Source organism: Azospirillum sp. UENF 112521 (assembly GCF_058780665.1).
The window spans coordinates 394,032-408,100 of the sequence record NZ_JBSNCI010000001.1 but is presented as its reverse complement, the minus strand read 5'-3'; the positions used below and the strand labels follow the sequence as shown (position 1 = coordinate 408,100).

General features: G+C 67.9%; 13 protein-coding genes. 7 read left to right on the top strand and 6 right to left on the bottom strand.

Annotation, left to right across the window (positions count from 1 at the left end):
• Positions 1-43: 43 nt before the first annotated feature.
• A complete protein-coding gene (locus ACWPN8_RS01770) occupies positions 44-1,453 on the bottom strand; it encodes an alginate export family protein (protein ID WP_492239698.1) in 1,410 nt (469 codons plus the stop codon).
• A gap of 159 nt (positions 1,454-1,612) precedes the next feature.
• Positions 1,613-2,479 carry a 3-hydroxybutyryl-CoA dehydrogenase gene (locus tag ACWPN8_RS01765; protein WP_199237639.1) on the bottom strand — a complete coding sequence of 289 codons (867 nt, stop codon included), beginning with the start codon at positions 2,477-2,479 and terminating at the stop codon, positions 1,613-1,615.
• Positions 2,480-2,810: 331 nt separating this feature from the next.
• Between ACWPN8_RS01765 and ACWPN8_RS01760 the strand changes: the two genes are divergently transcribed.
• Genes ACWPN8_RS01760 through ACWPN8_RS01750 form a run of 3 tightly spaced genes read left to right on the top strand, consistent with a single transcriptional unit; the run spans position 2,811 to position 5,545 of the window.
• Positions 2,811-3,821 carry an ABC transporter substrate-binding protein gene (locus ACWPN8_RS01760; protein ID WP_109448338.1) on the top strand — a complete coding sequence of 337 codons (1,011 nt, stop codon included), beginning with the start codon at positions 2,811-2,813 and terminating at the stop codon, positions 3,819-3,821.
• A gap of 28 nt (positions 3,822-3,849) precedes the next feature.
• Entirely contained in the window at positions 3,850-4,683 is an 834-nt protein-coding gene (locus tag ACWPN8_RS01755) for an ABC transporter permease (protein WP_109448339.1), read from the top strand.
• Between the two features lie 25 nt (positions 4,684-4,708).
• A complete protein-coding gene (locus tag ACWPN8_RS01750; RefSeq protein WP_492239697.1) occupies positions 4,709-5,545 on the top strand; it encodes an ABC transporter ATP-binding protein in 837 nt (278 codons plus the stop codon).
• 60 nt (positions 5,546-5,605) lie between these two features.
• On the opposite strand, the gene ACWPN8_RS01745 is transcribed toward ACWPN8_RS01750, so the two are convergent.
• Positions 5,606-6,520 (bottom strand): LysR family transcriptional regulator, encoded by a 915-nt coding sequence (locus ACWPN8_RS01745; protein ID WP_109448341.1) that lies wholly within the window; start codon positions 6,518-6,520, stop codon positions 5,606-5,608.
• Between the two features lie 201 nt (positions 6,521-6,721).
• Between ACWPN8_RS01745 and ACWPN8_RS01740 the strand changes: the two genes are divergently transcribed.
• Both ACWPN8_RS01740 and ACWPN8_RS01735 read left to right on the top strand, forming a co-directional pair.
• Positions 6,722-7,183, top strand: coding sequence for a (2Fe-2S)-binding protein (locus tag ACWPN8_RS01740; protein WP_109448342.1), 462 nt, complete (start codon positions 6,722-6,724; stop codon positions 7,181-7,183).
• A 3-nt stretch (positions 7,184-7,186) separates the two neighbouring features.
• Positions 7,187-9,439 (top strand): xanthine dehydrogenase family protein molybdopterin-binding subunit, encoded by a 2,253-nt coding sequence (locus ACWPN8_RS01735; protein WP_492239696.1) that lies wholly within the window; start codon positions 7,187-7,189, stop codon positions 9,437-9,439.
• 10 nt (positions 9,440-9,449) lie between these two features.
• Here ACWPN8_RS01735 and ACWPN8_RS01730 read toward each other — a convergent pair whose 3' ends face one another.
• From ACWPN8_RS01730 to ACWPN8_RS01720, 3 genes are all read right to left on the bottom strand, one after another.
• Positions 9,450-9,893 (bottom strand): hypothetical protein, encoded by a 444-nt coding sequence (locus ACWPN8_RS01730; protein WP_492239695.1) that lies wholly within the window; start codon positions 9,891-9,893, stop codon positions 9,450-9,452.
• 180 nt (positions 9,894-10,073) lie between these two features.
• A complete protein-coding gene (locus tag ACWPN8_RS01725; RefSeq protein WP_492239694.1) occupies positions 10,074-10,658 on the bottom strand; it encodes a mismatch-specific DNA-glycosylase in 585 nt (194 codons plus the stop codon).
• Positions 10,659-10,711: 53 nt separating this feature from the next.
• Positions 10,712-12,403 (bottom strand): FAD-dependent oxidoreductase, encoded by a 1,692-nt coding sequence (locus ACWPN8_RS01720; RefSeq protein ID WP_109448348.1) that lies wholly within the window; start codon positions 12,401-12,403, stop codon positions 10,712-10,714.
• A 304-nt stretch (positions 12,404-12,707) separates the two neighbouring features.
• Here ACWPN8_RS01720 and ACWPN8_RS01715 point away from each other — a divergent pair, with 304 nt between their 5' ends.
• Together ACWPN8_RS01715 and ACWPN8_RS01710 are read left to right on the top strand one after the other, a co-directional pair.
• Entirely contained in the window at positions 12,708-13,691 is a 984-nt protein-coding gene (locus tag ACWPN8_RS01715; RefSeq protein WP_109448350.1) for a DUF4142 domain-containing protein, read from the top strand.
• Positions 13,692-13,793: 102 nt separating this feature from the next.
• Positions 13,794-14,027, top strand: coding sequence for a hypothetical protein (locus ACWPN8_RS01710; RefSeq protein WP_109448352.1), 234 nt, complete (start codon positions 13,794-13,796; stop codon positions 14,025-14,027).
• Positions 14,028-14,069: the final 42 nt, after the last annotated feature.

The following is a 14,069-nucleotide window of genomic DNA, read 5'->3' as shown; positions in this document are numbered from 1 at the left end:
GACTGAACGTACGGGATCGCCGTCCGGCTGCAAGGCTTGCGCTTTAAAATTTGAAGACTGCTTCCATCCCGGCGAAATGGATGGTCTTGGCCGGGCCGCTGTCCTTCAGGAAGGGCCCGGGCCGGAACAGCGAATAGGAGACCAGCCCCTCGAAGGAGCGGCCGGAGCTGTAGGACAGCACCAGTTCGCCCTGCGTGCCGACATAGCGCGCCTTCGACGCCGAACCGGAGCGCAGAAGCCCGCCGGTCAGGTCGTACACGCCGTCGTCCAGGCTTTCCCGCCAGAAGGCGATGGCGGAGGCGGACAGGCTGAAGTCGTCGGACAAGGAAAGGTCCAGCGACGGATGCAGGTTCATCAGGTTGTAGGGACCGATGGGCGTCAGTTCGCCGAAATACTTGGCGCGCGGGAACAGCGGGTTGAAGGTCTCCAGACGGTCGTCGCGCGGGTTGCTGTCGCCGCTGGCGATGTTGGCCTTCAGGCCGAGCCGGGGTTGCAGCGGCAGGTCTGTGAAGCGATAGCCGCTGTCGGTGGCGAACGACCAGGCCCGGATCGACCCGCTGCCGAAACGGCCGAACTGTCCCATCGCTTCCCAGTTCCAGTCCCAGCCGGCCGCCTTGCCGAAGCTGCGCAGCCCGACGGTATGCCGCAGCTCGTTCGCCCTGCCGGCGTTGAAGCCGGCGCGGCGGTTGCGATAGCCGATGTAATAGGCGTCCAGCCCGGCGCTGCCGCCCCCTTCGAATCCCAAATGGCCCAGATCGAGCGGCCGGGTGGCATAAAGCCCCCAGGCGGTGCGCTTGGCGTCGCGCCCATCGTCGAAGAGATCCGGTGTCGGCTGGACCGGCCGGCCGTAGAAGGCGTCGACCCGCCAGGGGCCGGCGGTGACGATGCCCTTCACCGCGTCGAAGGCGCGCGGGACATTGGCGCCGTAGCGGATGGAGATTAGCCGTTCCGAACCGTAGGCCAGCATCTGGCGGCCGACGCGCAGCGTGCCCTGGGCCTCGCCCAGCGGGGCGTTCAGGTCGGCGAAGCCCTGCATCAGGTCGATGCGGTCGGCATCGGGCGGTGCCAGCGGGTCCAGCTTGCCCACCGCGTCGGCCATGATCAGCTGGCCGAACAGGTGCAGGCTTTGGCCGACGCGCAGGTCGGCGTAGGGCAGGGCGCGCCACAGCCCATAGGCGTCGTTGCGCGGTTCGTCCTGGCCCCAGCCGCTGTTGCGGACCGCCTCGCCGCGCAGGCGCAACTCAAGCCCGGTGGAGAGCGAGGCGAAACCGTCCGGCGTGACCGGGATGGCCTTGAACCGCTCCCAATAGGCGCCGGTCCCTGCCCCGGGCTGGAGCAGGTAACGGTAATCCTCGTCATAGCGGGTGTTGGTCAGCGGTGGCGGATCGGCTGCATGGGCCGGACCGATCCACAGCAAAAGGGCGACCGCCGCCGCGCGAAGGCGGGCCGTCATGGGGCATCTCCGTGATGGCGCTGGACTGCACCGATCCTATGGAGATGCCCGGCCGGGTGATTGCTCCATCCGAACCGCTTTTGACGGTTCTGCGCACCCCCTTGCCGACTTGACCGGATTTGGCAGGGAGGGCGCTTGGGCCCTCCCTTGCCGCAGCGGTTACTTGCTGTAGTCGTAGAAGCCGCGGCCGGTCTTGCGGCCGAGGTAGCCGGCGTCGACCATCTCCTTCAGCAGCGGGGCCGGGCGATACTTCGGATCGTTGAAGCCTTCGTAGAAGACCTCCATCACCGACAGCATGGTGTCCAGACCGATCAGGTCGGCCAGCGCCAACGGGCCGATCGGGTGGTTGCAGCCCGCCTTCATGCCGGCGTCGATGTCCTCGGCCGTGGCGATGCCTTCCTGGAGCGCGAAGATCGCCTCGTTGATCATCGGGCAGAGGATGCGGTTGACGGCGAAGCCGGGGCTGTTCTTGGCGGTGATCGGCGACTTGCCGACGCGCTTGGCGAAGGCCATCGCCTTGGCATGGGTGTCGTCGCTGGTCTGGATGCCGCGGATGATCTCCAGCAGCGCCATCAGCGGCACCGGGTTGAAGAAGTGCAGGCCGATGAAGCGGTCCGGACGGTCGGTGGCCGTCGCCAGCTTGGTGATGGAGATCGACGAGGTGTTGGTGGCGACCAGCGCCTCCGGCTTCAGGGTGGCGCAGAGATCCTTCAGGATCTTGACCTTGAGGTCTTCATTCTCGGTCGCGGCCTCGATCACCAGATCGCAGGTGGCGAGCTTCGACTTGTCGGTGGTGGCGGTGATGCGCGCGACGGCGGCCTCGCGGTCGGCGGCGGTCATCTTCTCCTTCTTGACCAGACGGTCCAGGCTGCCGCCGACGGTCGACAGGCCGCGCTGCACCGCTTCCTCGGAGATGTCGGTCATGACCACCGTCAGGCCGGCGACGGCGCAGACCTGGGCGATGCCGTTGCCCATCTGTCCGGCGCCGATGACGCCGATCGTTTCGATCCCCATGCTCTCGGCCATGTTTCTTGTCCCTAATCGGTTGAGCGCGTGCGTTGGTTCGCAGATGCAGCATCTTCTACACGCTTTTTCGTTGCGCTGCGATGACTTGTCGTAAGGGGCAACGGCGGCTTTCGCCCGGCGCGGCGACCTGCCGCAGGGCCGGGTGTCGGCGGAATTCCGCCTGTCCGTGCAACGACATCGGCGGCTTTCCGCCGATGCAGCCCATGGCCCGAACGGCCGGGTCCAGGCTTTCCAACTGTTTGCGCGGCGAACTGACAATGGCACGCCCCTTGCTCTCCTCCAGGCCAACCGCGGCGACGGGTCGCGGATCAAGCCCCATGGGAGAGACACGATGCTCCGGAAGACTCTGCTCGCCGCCACCGCCTTCGCTGCCGCAGCACTCGCCGCCCAGGGCGCCTCGGCCGCCGATCTGGTCCGACTCGGCAACCTGAAATTCGCCCATTACGGCGCGGTCTCCTACATGAAGGAGATCGCCGGCAAGTACGACCTGAAGATCGAGGAGCGGGTCTTCCCCAAGGGCATCGACATCCTGCCCGCCATCGTCGCCGGCGAGATCGACGTGGCCGCCAGCGCGGTGGACGCCGCCATCGCCGGCCGTGCGTCGGGCGTGCCGATCTATGCGGTGGCCGGCTTCGCCAAGGGCGGGGCACGCATCGTCGCCAAGCCGGATGCCGGCATCAAGAGCGTCGCCGACCTGAAGGGCAAGAAGGTCGCCACCCCGCGCGGCGGCGCCCAGGAACTGATCCTGCTGGCCGAGTTGGCGAAGCATGGGCTGAGCTGGTCGGACCGTTCCGGCAAGGACGTGCAGATCGTCTACATGGCCTACGCCGACATGAACCAGGCCCTGCTGGCTGGCAGCATCGACGCCATGTCGCAGTCCGAGCCGCAATCGAGCCAAGCCATCAACAAGGGCTTCGGCGTCGAGGTGGTCAAGCCGTACGACACCGAACTGGGCGAGCCGGTGCGCTCGCTGGTCATCACCGAGGACTTCTACAAGAAGAAGCCCGACGTCGCCCAGCGTCTGGTCAACTGTTTCGTCGAGGCGACGGCGACCTTCATCGCCAACCCCGATCTGGCCGAGAAGTATGTCCGCGAACAGATGTTCAAGGGCCAGATCTCCAGCCAGGACTTCAAGGACGCTATCGGCAACTCGCCCTACAGCTACGACCTGTCGGTCCATCACGTCCAGGTCACGACCGACATGATGCAGAAGTTCGGCGTCGGCCGCATGGACAACCCGCCGAAGGCCGCCGATTGGGTGAAGCTGGACCTGCTGGAAAAGGCGAAGGCCACCAAGGCGGCCGCGAATGACGCCGGTACCGGCACCGTGAAGGCGAACTGAGCCCCACCCAGCGGAAGGAGGACGCCCCATGTCCCAAGCCAAGCCCCGTTTCTCGCCCGCGGCCCTGCTGCGCGGCTCCCTGGTGCCGGTCCTGGTGATCGCGCTGTGGCAGATCCTGTCCACCTCCGGCCTGATCAACCCGGTGGTGCTGCCGTCGCCGGTGCAGGTGGTCGTGCGCTGGTGGGCCTATCTGCTGCCGACCGAAGCCTACGATCCGGCGCAATCCAGTTGGATCCTGTGGGCGCTGTCGGGCGAGATGCTGTTCGACGCCTGGTCCAGCCTGTACCGCGTGGTGCTGGGCTTCGCCGTCGGCGCCGGGCTGGCGCTTCCGCTGGGGCTCGCCATGGGCGGCAACCCGCGCATCTACGCGCTGTTCGACCCGCTGATGCAGGTGCTGCGGCCGATCCCGCCCATCGCCTACATCCCGCTGGCGATCCTGTGGTTCGGGCTGGGCAATGCGCCGGCGGTGTTCCTGATCGCCATCGGCGCCTTCTTCCCGGTGCTGATGAACACCATCGCCGGGGTGCGCCATGTCGACGGCATCTATCTGCGCGCCGCCCGCAACCTGGGGGCCGGCAAGCTGACCATGTTCCTGCGCGTCATCCTGCCGGCCGCCACCCCCTACATCCTGGCCGGCGCCCGGATCGGCATCGGCACTGCCTTCATCGTCGTGATCGTGTCGGAGATGATCGCCGTCAACTCCGGCCTCGGCTTCCGCATCCTGGAAGCGCGCGAGTTCATGTGGTCCGACAAGATCATCGCCGGGATGTTCACCATCGGCCTGCTGGGCCTCGCCATCGACATCGGCATGAACCGCCTGAACAACCACCTGCTGCGCTGGCACCGCGGTCTTGAGAATTGATGGGGAGGGGATGGAGATGACGCCCATGCTGAAGAGTGTTGCCGACACCACGCCCGTCACCGAAGCGGCGTCTGTGCAGATCCAGGTGCGCGGGGTGGAGAAGACCTTCGTCGTCGGGGCGCAGAAGATCGTCGCCTTGCAGAACATCGATCTCGACATCCGCAAGGGCGAATTCGTCTGCCTGCTGGGACCCTCGGGCTGCGGCAAGTCCACGCTGCTGAACGCGGTCGCCGGGTTCCAGCCGCCGACGACGGGGACCGTCACCGTCGATGGCCGCACCATCACCGAACCCGGTCCCGACCGCGGCATGGTGTTCCAGGAATATGCCCTGTTCCCCTGGATGACGGTGGCGCAGAACGTCGCCTTCGGCCTGGAGATCAAGGGAATGTCCAAGGCGGAGATCGCCGAGCGGGTGGAGTGGCTGCTGCAGAAGCTGCATCTGCAGGACTTCCGCAACCGCTTTCCCAAGGATCTGTCGGGCGGCATGCGCCAGCGCGTCGCCATCGCCCGCGTGCTGGCGCTCGACAGCCCGATCCTGCTGATGGACGAGCCGTTCGGCGCGCTCGACGCCCTGACCCGCCGCACGCTTCAGGACGAGTTGCTGCGCATCTGGGAGGAGGTCGGCAAGACCATCCTGTTCGTCACCCACTCCATCGAGGAGAGCATCTATCTGGCCGACCGCATCATCGTGATGACCTACCGGCCGGGCACCATCAAGCGCGACGTCGCCGTCGACATGCCGCGCCCGCGCGACGGCTCCGCCCCGGAGTTCAACCGCCTGAAGCGCGAGCTGTCGCAGATGGTGATGGAGGAGCAGCAGCGCTTCAGCCAGGACGAAATCCGCTCCGTCACCGCGGATTGACGGGAAGAAGGTTCAACCGGACAGGAAGGGGCGCCCCGCCGTGGGTGCCCCTTCTTCGTGTCAGAGCTTTGCCGCCTCTTCGCTCAGGCGCTGGCGCAGCCAGCCATGCGAGGGGGAGCCGGTGTTGCGGCGGTGCCAGATCATCGACATCTCGTAGTCGCCGATGTCGAAGGGCAGCGGGCTGGTCGCCAGCCCCAGCGCGTCGGCGTACAGACGGGCCAGCCGGGCGGGCAGCGAGGTCAGCATCGGCACCTGCATCAGGATCATCGGGATCGCCAGGAACTGGGTGGTCGAGGCGGCGACCCGCCGGCTGGTGCCGAGTGCCGCCAGCTCTTCGTCGATGAAGCTGGTCATCCCGCCGCGCAGCGACGGCATCAAATGCGGATAGCGGGTGTAGTCCTCCAGCCCGATCGGCGGGGTGACCGGCACGAGTTTCGGATTGTACAGACAGGCATGGGTTTCCCGGTAGAGCACCTGCCCGTCGTGCCAGCGCCGCAGATCCGGCAGATAGCCGATGGCGAGATCGAGGGTGCCGTCGTCCAACGCGTTCAGCATGGCGTCGGGGTCGAGGTTGAGCAGCGACACCGACACGCGCAGGTTGCCTTCCGCCGCATCGCGCAGGATGCCGGTCAGCAGGACCGCCTGCATGGAATCGGTGGTGGAGATGGTGAAGGTCCGTTCCTCCCGCTGGGGATCGAAATCCTCCTCCGCCGACAGGGCGCGGGCCGCACCCACCAGCAGGTCGCGCAGGGGCTCGGCCAGACGCTGGGCGCGCGGGGTCGGTTCCATCCGGTTGCCGGTGCGCACGAACAGCGGGTCGCCCACCAGCGTGCGCAGCCGGCCCAGCGCATGGCTGACCGCCGACTGGCTGACGCCCAGCGCCTCGGCCGCGCGGGAAACGTTGCGGGTCTCCAGCAGCGCGTCGAACACCTTTACCAGGTTGAGGTCGAGCGCAGGGTTATGAATAGCTTTCATGACGATATGAACCAAAGCGTTCTAGTTCATTGTGCACTGGACGGTGTATTCTGTCTAGCCAGCGCTGATCCAACAGCCATCAATCAAAAAAACCATATTCCGTAGCCAACGCCCGCAACCGGGCAGCGGACCTGTCGTCGTCCTTCCTCCAATCGTCGGGGCAGGCCGGTGGTTCCGTTCAGGGAGAAAGAGGCAAGAGCCATGGTTCGCATCAACGTCAACGGCGAGGAGCGTCAGGTCGACGTTCCCGAGGACATGCCGCTCCTGTGGGTTCTGCGGGACGAGCTTAACATGACCGGCACCAAGTTCGGCTGCGGCATCGCCCAGTGCGGCGCCTGCACCGTCCATGTCGACGGCACGCCGACCCGCGCCTGCCAGACCCCGGTCGGCATGCTGACGCCGGACAGCAAGATCACCACCATCGAAGGCGTCAAGGGCAAGGCCGCCCAGGCGGTCCAGGCGGCGTGGCAGAAGCTGGACGTCGTCCAGTGCGGCTATTGCCAGTCGGGCCAGATCATGAGCGCCGTGGCGCTGCTGACCGACAACCAGAACCCGACCGACCAGGACATCGACGCGGCGATGGACGGCAATGTCTGCCGCTGCGCCACCTATGTCCGCATCCGCGCGGCGATCAAGGATGCCGCCCAGACGATGAGGGCCTGATCCATGCTGCATCATCTGATCCGTCAGGCCGCACAGAATGGTTTTGGCGACGGGCTGTCGCTCACGCCGCTGCCCGCCCCGTCGCGCCGTGGTTTCCTGAAGGCCATCGGCGCCGGTGCCGGCGTTCTGGTGGTCGGCGCGCATCTGCCGATGCCGGCGCTGGCCGCCGAAGCGGCGCCCAAGATCATCGGCCCGGCCGACCCGCGCCCGCACGCCTTCGTCATCGTGGCGCCGGACAATACCGTTACCGTGCTGGCCAAGCATCTGGACAAGGGCCAGGGCATCGTCACCGGCATCGCCACCATTGCGGCCGAGGAGCTTGACGCCGATTGGGCCCAGGTGCGCGGCGCCTTCGCTCCGGCCGATGCCAAGCTGTACGCCAATCATTTCTTCGGCATCCAGGGCACCGGCGGCTCGACCGCCGTCGCCAACAGCTGGGACGAGCTGCGCATGGCCGGCGCCGCCGCCCGCGCCATGCTGGTTGCCGCCGCTGCCGTGCGGTGGAAGGTTCCGGCCGGCGAAGTGACGGTGTCGAAGGGCGTGGTCCGCCATGCCGCCAGCAACCGCAGCGCCACCTTCGGCGAACTGGCGGAGGAGGCATCCAAGCTGCCGGTGCCGCAGCAGGTCAAGCTGAAGGAGCAGAAGGACTATGTGCTGATCGGCAAGCCGGACCTGCACCGGCTGGACCACATCAGCAAGACCAACGGCACCGCCATCTTCTCGATGGACATCCGCCGCCCCGGTCAGGTGACGGCGGTGCTGGCGCGCAGCCCGCGCTTCGGCGGCACGGTGAAGAGCGTCGACGATGCCGCCGCCCGCAAGGTGCCGGGCGTCATCGAGGTGATCAGCCTGCCGGTCGGCGTCGCGGTGATCGCCAAGAATACCTGGGCCGCCATGAAGGGCCGAGAGGCGCTGACGGTCGCCTGGGACGATGGCAAGGCCGAGACCCGCGGCACCGACGCCATGCTGGCCGACTACCGCAAGGCGGCGGAAAAGCCGGGCTCGGTCGCGGCGAGCAAGGGCGATGCCGACAAGGCGATCGCCGACGCCAAGGCCAAGGGCGGCCATGCGGTGGACGGCGAGTTCGTCTTCCCCTACCTCGCCCATGCGCCGATGGAGCCGCTGAACGCCGTGGTGGCGCTGAACCCGGAGGGTGGCTGCACCATCTGGGCCGGATCGCAGTTCCAGACGGTCGAGCAGATGACCGCCGCCCACATCCTGGGCTGCAAGCCGGAGCAGGTGAAGATCGAGACCCAATGGGCCGGCGGCAGCTTCGGCCGGCGCGCCACCACCAACGCCGACTACATCGCCGAGGCGGTGATGATCGCCAAGGCCTATCCCAAGGCCCCGGTGCATCTGGTCTGGACTCGCGAGGACGACATCAAGGGCGGCCGCTACCGCCCGCTGTTCCTGCACAGGATCACCGCGGCGGTCGACGCCAAGGGTGCGCTCGTCGGCTGGAAGCAGCGCATCGTCGGCCAGAGCTTCATGGCCGGCACGCCGTTCGAGGCGGTGATGGTCAAGGATGGCGTCGATGCGACGATGGTCGAGGGCGCCTCGGACATGGCCTATCCGGTGGCGAACCTCGCGGTCGATGCCCACACTGTCGCCTCGCCGGTCACCACCCTGTGGTGGCGGTCTGTCGGGCACACCCACACGGCTTATGCCAAGGAGGTGATGATCGACCGCCTCGCCAAGGCGGCCGGCAAGGACCCGGTGGCCTTCCGCATGGAAATGCTGAAGGACCATCCGCGTCTGGCCGGCGTGCTGAAGCTGGCGGCGGAGAAGGCCGGCTGGGGCCAGCCCTTGGCGCAGGGCAAGGGCCGCGGCGTCGCCGTCCATGAGAGCTTCAACACCTATGTCGCCCATGTCGCCGACGTGACGGTCGATGCCAAGGGCCAGATCAAGGTGGACCGGATCGTCGTCGCCGTCGATTGCGGCGAGGTCGTCAACCCGGACATCGTCAAGGCCCAGATGGAGGGTGGTGCCGGCTGGGGCATCGGCCATGCGCTGCGCGGCGAGATCACCATGACCGAGGGCGTGGTCGATCAGGCCAACTTCGACAGCTACCTGCCGCTGCGGATGTCCGACATGCCGGTGGTCGAGGTCCACATCGTGCCGTCGCACGAGCGGCCGACCGGCGCCGGCGAGCCGGGCGTCCCGACCGTGGCACCGGCGGTGGCGAACGCCGTCTTCTCGGTGACCGGCCAGCCCTTGCAGACGCTGCCCTTCAGCCGGGGCGGCATCGTCAGCTGAGACGGGGCGGCTAAGGCGAGGCTTTGTCCGAGACTGCAACGATTCCGGCCGTCCGCGCGGCGGCCGGGATCGTTGCGGGCGGGTAGGCGGGCCAGCCATGGTCGACCAGCAGCTTCACTGCGGGATCCAGCCGCACAGGGCCGGCGGGGACAGGAGTCTCCGCCGGCCCTTTTTTGTCGGGTGCATCGAGATGCAGAAGCCGGGCGAGCTGCCGGTAATGGGTGTCCGTCAAGGGTGATGGGGGAAGCCGCGGTCCCCAAGGGTCTTTCCAGGGTTCTGTCGCGGCGGTCGCAGGCGTCAGCACCGTGAGATAGCAGGCCGCCCGCAGAACCCCTGCCATCAGCAGGACGGCCAGCGCCAGGATTGCCCAATGGCGGCGGCGCAGCCGCAGGGCGACCCTGTCGGTCTGCGGTGCCTGTTGGTCAACGGGACGGGTTCGGGCGGTCGCGGTCATGCGGGGCACAGCATGGCTCAAGCCGGTATCGGCCTGCCCGGCCTTTCCCGGCGAAATGCCGGGGCAGGGGGGGTGCCCCCCGCGTCCCGTCCTGACCGGCCGGCATTCTCCGTCCGGACAACAATCCCTGCCGCCTCCCCAGGAATTGCAACGGAGGCGACATCTCCGTCGGCGACGGGTTCAGGCAGGCCGGCGACGCCCGATTTCCGCCCGTACCTCGCGGAACCAGCGCAGCTTGTCCTCGAAGGGCAGGCGGGCGAGGCCGCTCGGCGACGGCACGACCACATCGGCGACGCCGTCGAACAGGCTGCGCTCCTGCACGCCCCAGGGCGCGTCGGGCAGGCCGGTCGCCGCCAGATAGACGCCCTTGCCGGTATAGGCCAGCACCCGCGGCCGGACGAAGCCGACGATCCGCGCCAGCCGCGGCACCCCGCCGCGCAGTTCCGCCCGCGATAGTTCGGCGGCGCTGGCGGTGGCGCGGGCGACGAGGTTGGTGGAGCCGAGCCCGATGGCCGGCAGGGTGATGTCCTCCTCCGGCCGGTAGAGGCGCGGCGTCAGCCCGGCCTCATGCAGCAGGCGCCAGAACTGGTTGCCGCGCCCGGCATAGTGATGGCCGAGCGCGCCGGAGCGCAGGCCGGGGTTGAAGCCGACGAACAGGCAGTCGAGCCCCGGCGCCACGATGTCCGGCAGCGGCCCGGCGGGAGGCGGCAATCCCGGCGGGGCCGGGGTCAGGGGCGGGGCCGGAACATCGTCGAACAGGTCCATGGCAATCGAATCCTCTCCGCAAGGGAGAGCAATATAGGACGCCGCCGCCCCGCTCAAAGCGAGGCGGCGACCGCGGGTGCGGGGGGGCTGCCGCGTTCATCCTGCAACAGGGCCAGGACGCGGTCGGTCAGGCGCAGGGCCAGCGCCACGATGGTCATGGTCGGGTGGTCGGCGCCCATGGTTGGGAAGACGGAACTGCCGGCGATGTAGAGGTTGCCGACGCCATGGACGCGCCCATCGGGATCGACCACGCCGTGGCGCGGCGAGTCATGCATCCGTGTGGTGCCCATATGGTGCCAGCACCAGCCGACGTCGGCCATCGTCGCCTCGGCCGTGTTCTCCCCGTCCTCCACCGTGATCAGACCGCGGCGCAGCAGGTCCTCGCGCAGCAGGCGCTGAGTTTCGCTGGCGCCCCAGCGGTCCTGCGCGGTCAGGCGCCAGTCCACCTTGGGCAGGTTGCGGCCGAACGGATCGGTGGCGTGGTCCAGCGTCACCCGGCTTTCTGGGTTGGGCACAGGCTCCAGCACCGTTTCCAGGGTGAAGCGGCGGGGCAGCCAGCCCGGATCGATGGTGCTGTCGAACAGCGCGTGGGCCAGCTGCGGCATGCTGCGCAGGATGCGCGGGCCGGCGTTGCGCAGCAGGCTCGCCGCCTCGTCCTCCGACACGCCGAAGCGGCGGCAACGGTGGCGCGACGGCAGGAGCCGCAGGTCGCGCATCGCCTTGAAGGCGTCCAGTGCCGCCGAATGGTAGGAGGCGACCAGATATGTCCGGGAATTGGGCAGCGCATGCCGTTCCTGGAGATCCTCGGTCGGCGACAGCGCCAGCGCGATCGACGGGTGCGGCCGCCGCAGCCGCCGCCGGGCGAGGCACAGGCTGACGTCGTAGAGCGTGCGGTGATGCCCCTGCCGGGTCAGGCGGATCGGCGAGGTCTTGAAGCGCGGGTGATCGGCGAAATAGCGGCCGACCAGATCGCTGCCGTTGCCCAGACCGGCAGCCTGCACCTTGTTGGACAGCAGCAGGATGCGCGCATTCTCGATGCCGCCGCAGCCCAGCACGAACAGCCGGGCGCCGACGGTGAAGCCGGGGCCGTCCAGGGTGCGGACCTGCACCCGCTCCACCGCCGTTGCCGAATGGTTGGTGTCCAGCCCGGTGACGTTGGCGTTCAGGAAGGCGGTGATGTTGGCGGCCCGTCCGATCTCGGCGCGATAGGCCTCGCCCATGCGGATCGGCGGGCTGAGCTGGGCGACGCGGTTCTCGAAGGCGCTGGCGCTGCCGTCCTCGTTCTCCACCGGAATAAGCTCGGTCTTCGGTCCGCGGACCTGCTCCATCCAGTAATCGCTGTCGTACTCGAAGGGGCCGAGGCCGAGCACGCTGTGCGAGCGCTCGTAATAGGGCATCATCGTGTCGCGCGGGATCGGCCAGCCGCTGCCGGGGATCCAGGGGCGCTCGGCGAAGTCAGTCCGCTCCAGCGGGCGGGAGAAGCCGCCCCAGCAATTGGTGCTGCCGCCGAGATAGCGGCTGCGCGCGGTGGTCAGCCGCTCATAGGGCAGGCCGACGTTGCGGCCGGCATACAGCGCCTGGGAAATGCCGTCGACCTCCAGCCCGCCGCCTTCCAGCAGGACGACGCTCAAGCTGCCGCCCGCCAGTTCGCGCGCGATGGTCAGGCCGGCGGCACCGCCACCGATCACGCACAGATCGCAGTCGATGTGCGTGCCGTTCAGGACATGGCGGGCATCACGAAGCAAGCGGGCCTCCGTACTGGGAACATAAGCATACCGGGGTCATCGGGGTCATAAGCCCCCCTTCTTGCCCCGGACACGTGGCCTAGACCGAGCACTCATTCGGATATACCCCCGGCGCGTCCCCCTTGGTCCGGAGGTCGCAAAAGCGCGGCACCCCGGACGAACCGGACGGCCCTCGACCGGGAGGGAACGACCGCCGCGCCCAACGGTTGAGAAGGGCAAGAGGGGTGCTTCGGCCCGGCCGCAGGCTTGGCCGCCCGGCACCGGAAACCTTGCAAGTCCCAATGCAATTCGAGGAACCGCCGCCATGAAACGCCACCATCTTCTCGCGACCGCCGCTGTGCTCCTGTTCACGGCGCCGGCACTCTCGCTGGCCCAGACGCCGGCCCCGGCCAAGACCGTGACCGAGAAGGGCCAGTTGGCGCAGCAGGACATGACCTTCGCCGAAAAGGCGGCGATCAGCGACATGTTTGAAATCCAGGCGGGTAAGCTGGCGCAGGATCAGGCGAAGGAACAGGGCGTCAAGCAGTTCGGCAGCCACATGGTGGCCGACCACACCAAGACCTCCGACGCTATGAAGACCATGGCCCGGGAAAAGTCGATGACCCTGCCGACCAAGCTCGATTCCGAACACCAGCAGAAGCTTGACAAGCTGCGCGGCCTGAAGGGCGACCAGTTCGATTCCGCCTATCTCCAGGGCCAGATGGACGCTCACCAGACCGCCGTCACCCTGTTCCGCCAGCAGGCGGAGAACGGCAAGGACGCCGACCTGCGGCGCTTCGCCGAACAGAGCCTGCCGACGCTGGAGCAGCATCTGCGTCAGGTCCGCGACCTGCGCCCGAATGTCGCTTCCGCTGCCGGCGGTGCCGCCCAGCAGAGCACCAGCTTTGAGAAGATGATGGGCAAAGATGTCTATGGCGAGAACGGCAAGAAGCTGGGCGACGTCGCCGACATCATCCTCGACGCCCAGAGCGGCAAGGCCACCCAGGTGATCCTGAACCGCGGCGGCGTGCTGGGCATCGGCGCCAAGCATGTGGCGCTGGACTACAACCTGCTGCGTTCCGACAGCGACCGCCTCGTCGCCCGGCAGGTGACCGAGGATCAGGTCAAGCAGATGGCGGAGTTCAAGTACGACGACACCACCGTCTCGCTGGGCAAGCGCCATGGCACCAGCAGCGGCAGCAGCGTCGACCACAACGCCACCGGCCACAACACGGGCGCTGCCGGCGGCGACGCGGCGCATGGCACTGCCAACAGCCTGGACAGCACCCAGCCGCGCAACCCTCAGTAATCCCGCTTGCCGAGGTCCGTTAGCGATTTCCCAAACCCAGCCGCCCGCCGCCGGGAGTCCACGTCCCGGCGGTCCGGGTGGTCAACCGATGGAGAACACGCCATGGCGAACGCCAGCAAGAAGCACATGAGCCCCAGCGGGCAGGGCAAGGGCACCGGCACCGGTGCCACCACCGACCTGCCGGCCGGCGCCATCGGCGACAACATGGTGCTGTCGAACCGCGACAAGTCCCGTCACTCCGACGCTCGCGGCCTGGACAGCAAGGCCGTGCAGACCGAACAGATGCAGGACCACGCCGCCAACCACAATCCGGACGACGACCGTCCCGAGCAATGACGGACAGGTCAGCCTGATGGCGCCTGTTGAGCGGGACCGGCT

Coding starts and splice junctions, on each gene's coding strand:
- ACWPN8_RS01770 (WP_492239698.1), bottom strand. CDS start 1,453: ATGACGGCCCGCCTTCGCGCGGCGGCGGTCGCCCTTTTGCTGTGGATC.
- ACWPN8_RS01765 (WP_199237639.1), bottom strand. CDS start 2,479: ATGGCCGAGAGCATGGGGATCGAAACGATCGGCGTCATCGGCGCCGGA.
- ACWPN8_RS01760 (WP_109448338.1), top strand. CDS start 2,811: ATGCTCCGGAAGACTCTGCTCGCCGCCACCGCCTTCGCTGCCGCAGCA.
- ACWPN8_RS01755 (WP_109448339.1), top strand. CDS start 3,850: ATGTCCCAAGCCAAGCCCCGTTTCTCGCCCGCGGCCCTGCTGCGCGGC.
- ACWPN8_RS01750 (WP_492239697.1), top strand. CDS start 4,709: ATGCTGAAGAGTGTTGCCGACACCACGCCCGTCACCGAAGCGGCGTCT.
- ACWPN8_RS01745 (WP_109448341.1), bottom strand. CDS start 6,520: ATGAAAGCTATTCATAACCCTGCGCTCGACCTCAACCTGGTAAAGGTG.
- ACWPN8_RS01740 (WP_109448342.1), top strand. CDS start 6,722: ATGGTTCGCATCAACGTCAACGGCGAGGAGCGTCAGGTCGACGTTCCC.
- ACWPN8_RS01735 (WP_492239696.1), top strand. CDS start 7,187: ATGCTGCATCATCTGATCCGTCAGGCCGCACAGAATGGTTTTGGCGAC.
- ACWPN8_RS01730 (WP_492239695.1), bottom strand. CDS start 9,893: ATGACCGCGACCGCCCGAACCCGTCCCGTTGACCAACAGGCACCGCAG.
- ACWPN8_RS01725 (WP_492239694.1), bottom strand. CDS start 10,658: ATGGACCTGTTCGACGATGTTCCGGCCCCGCCCCTGACCCCGGCCCCG.
- ACWPN8_RS01715 (WP_109448350.1), top strand. CDS start 12,708: ATGAAACGCCACCATCTTCTCGCGACCGCCGCTGTGCTCCTGTTCACG.
- ACWPN8_RS01710 (WP_109448352.1), top strand. CDS start 13,794: ATGGCGAACGCCAGCAAGAAGCACATGAGCCCCAGCGGGCAGGGCAAG.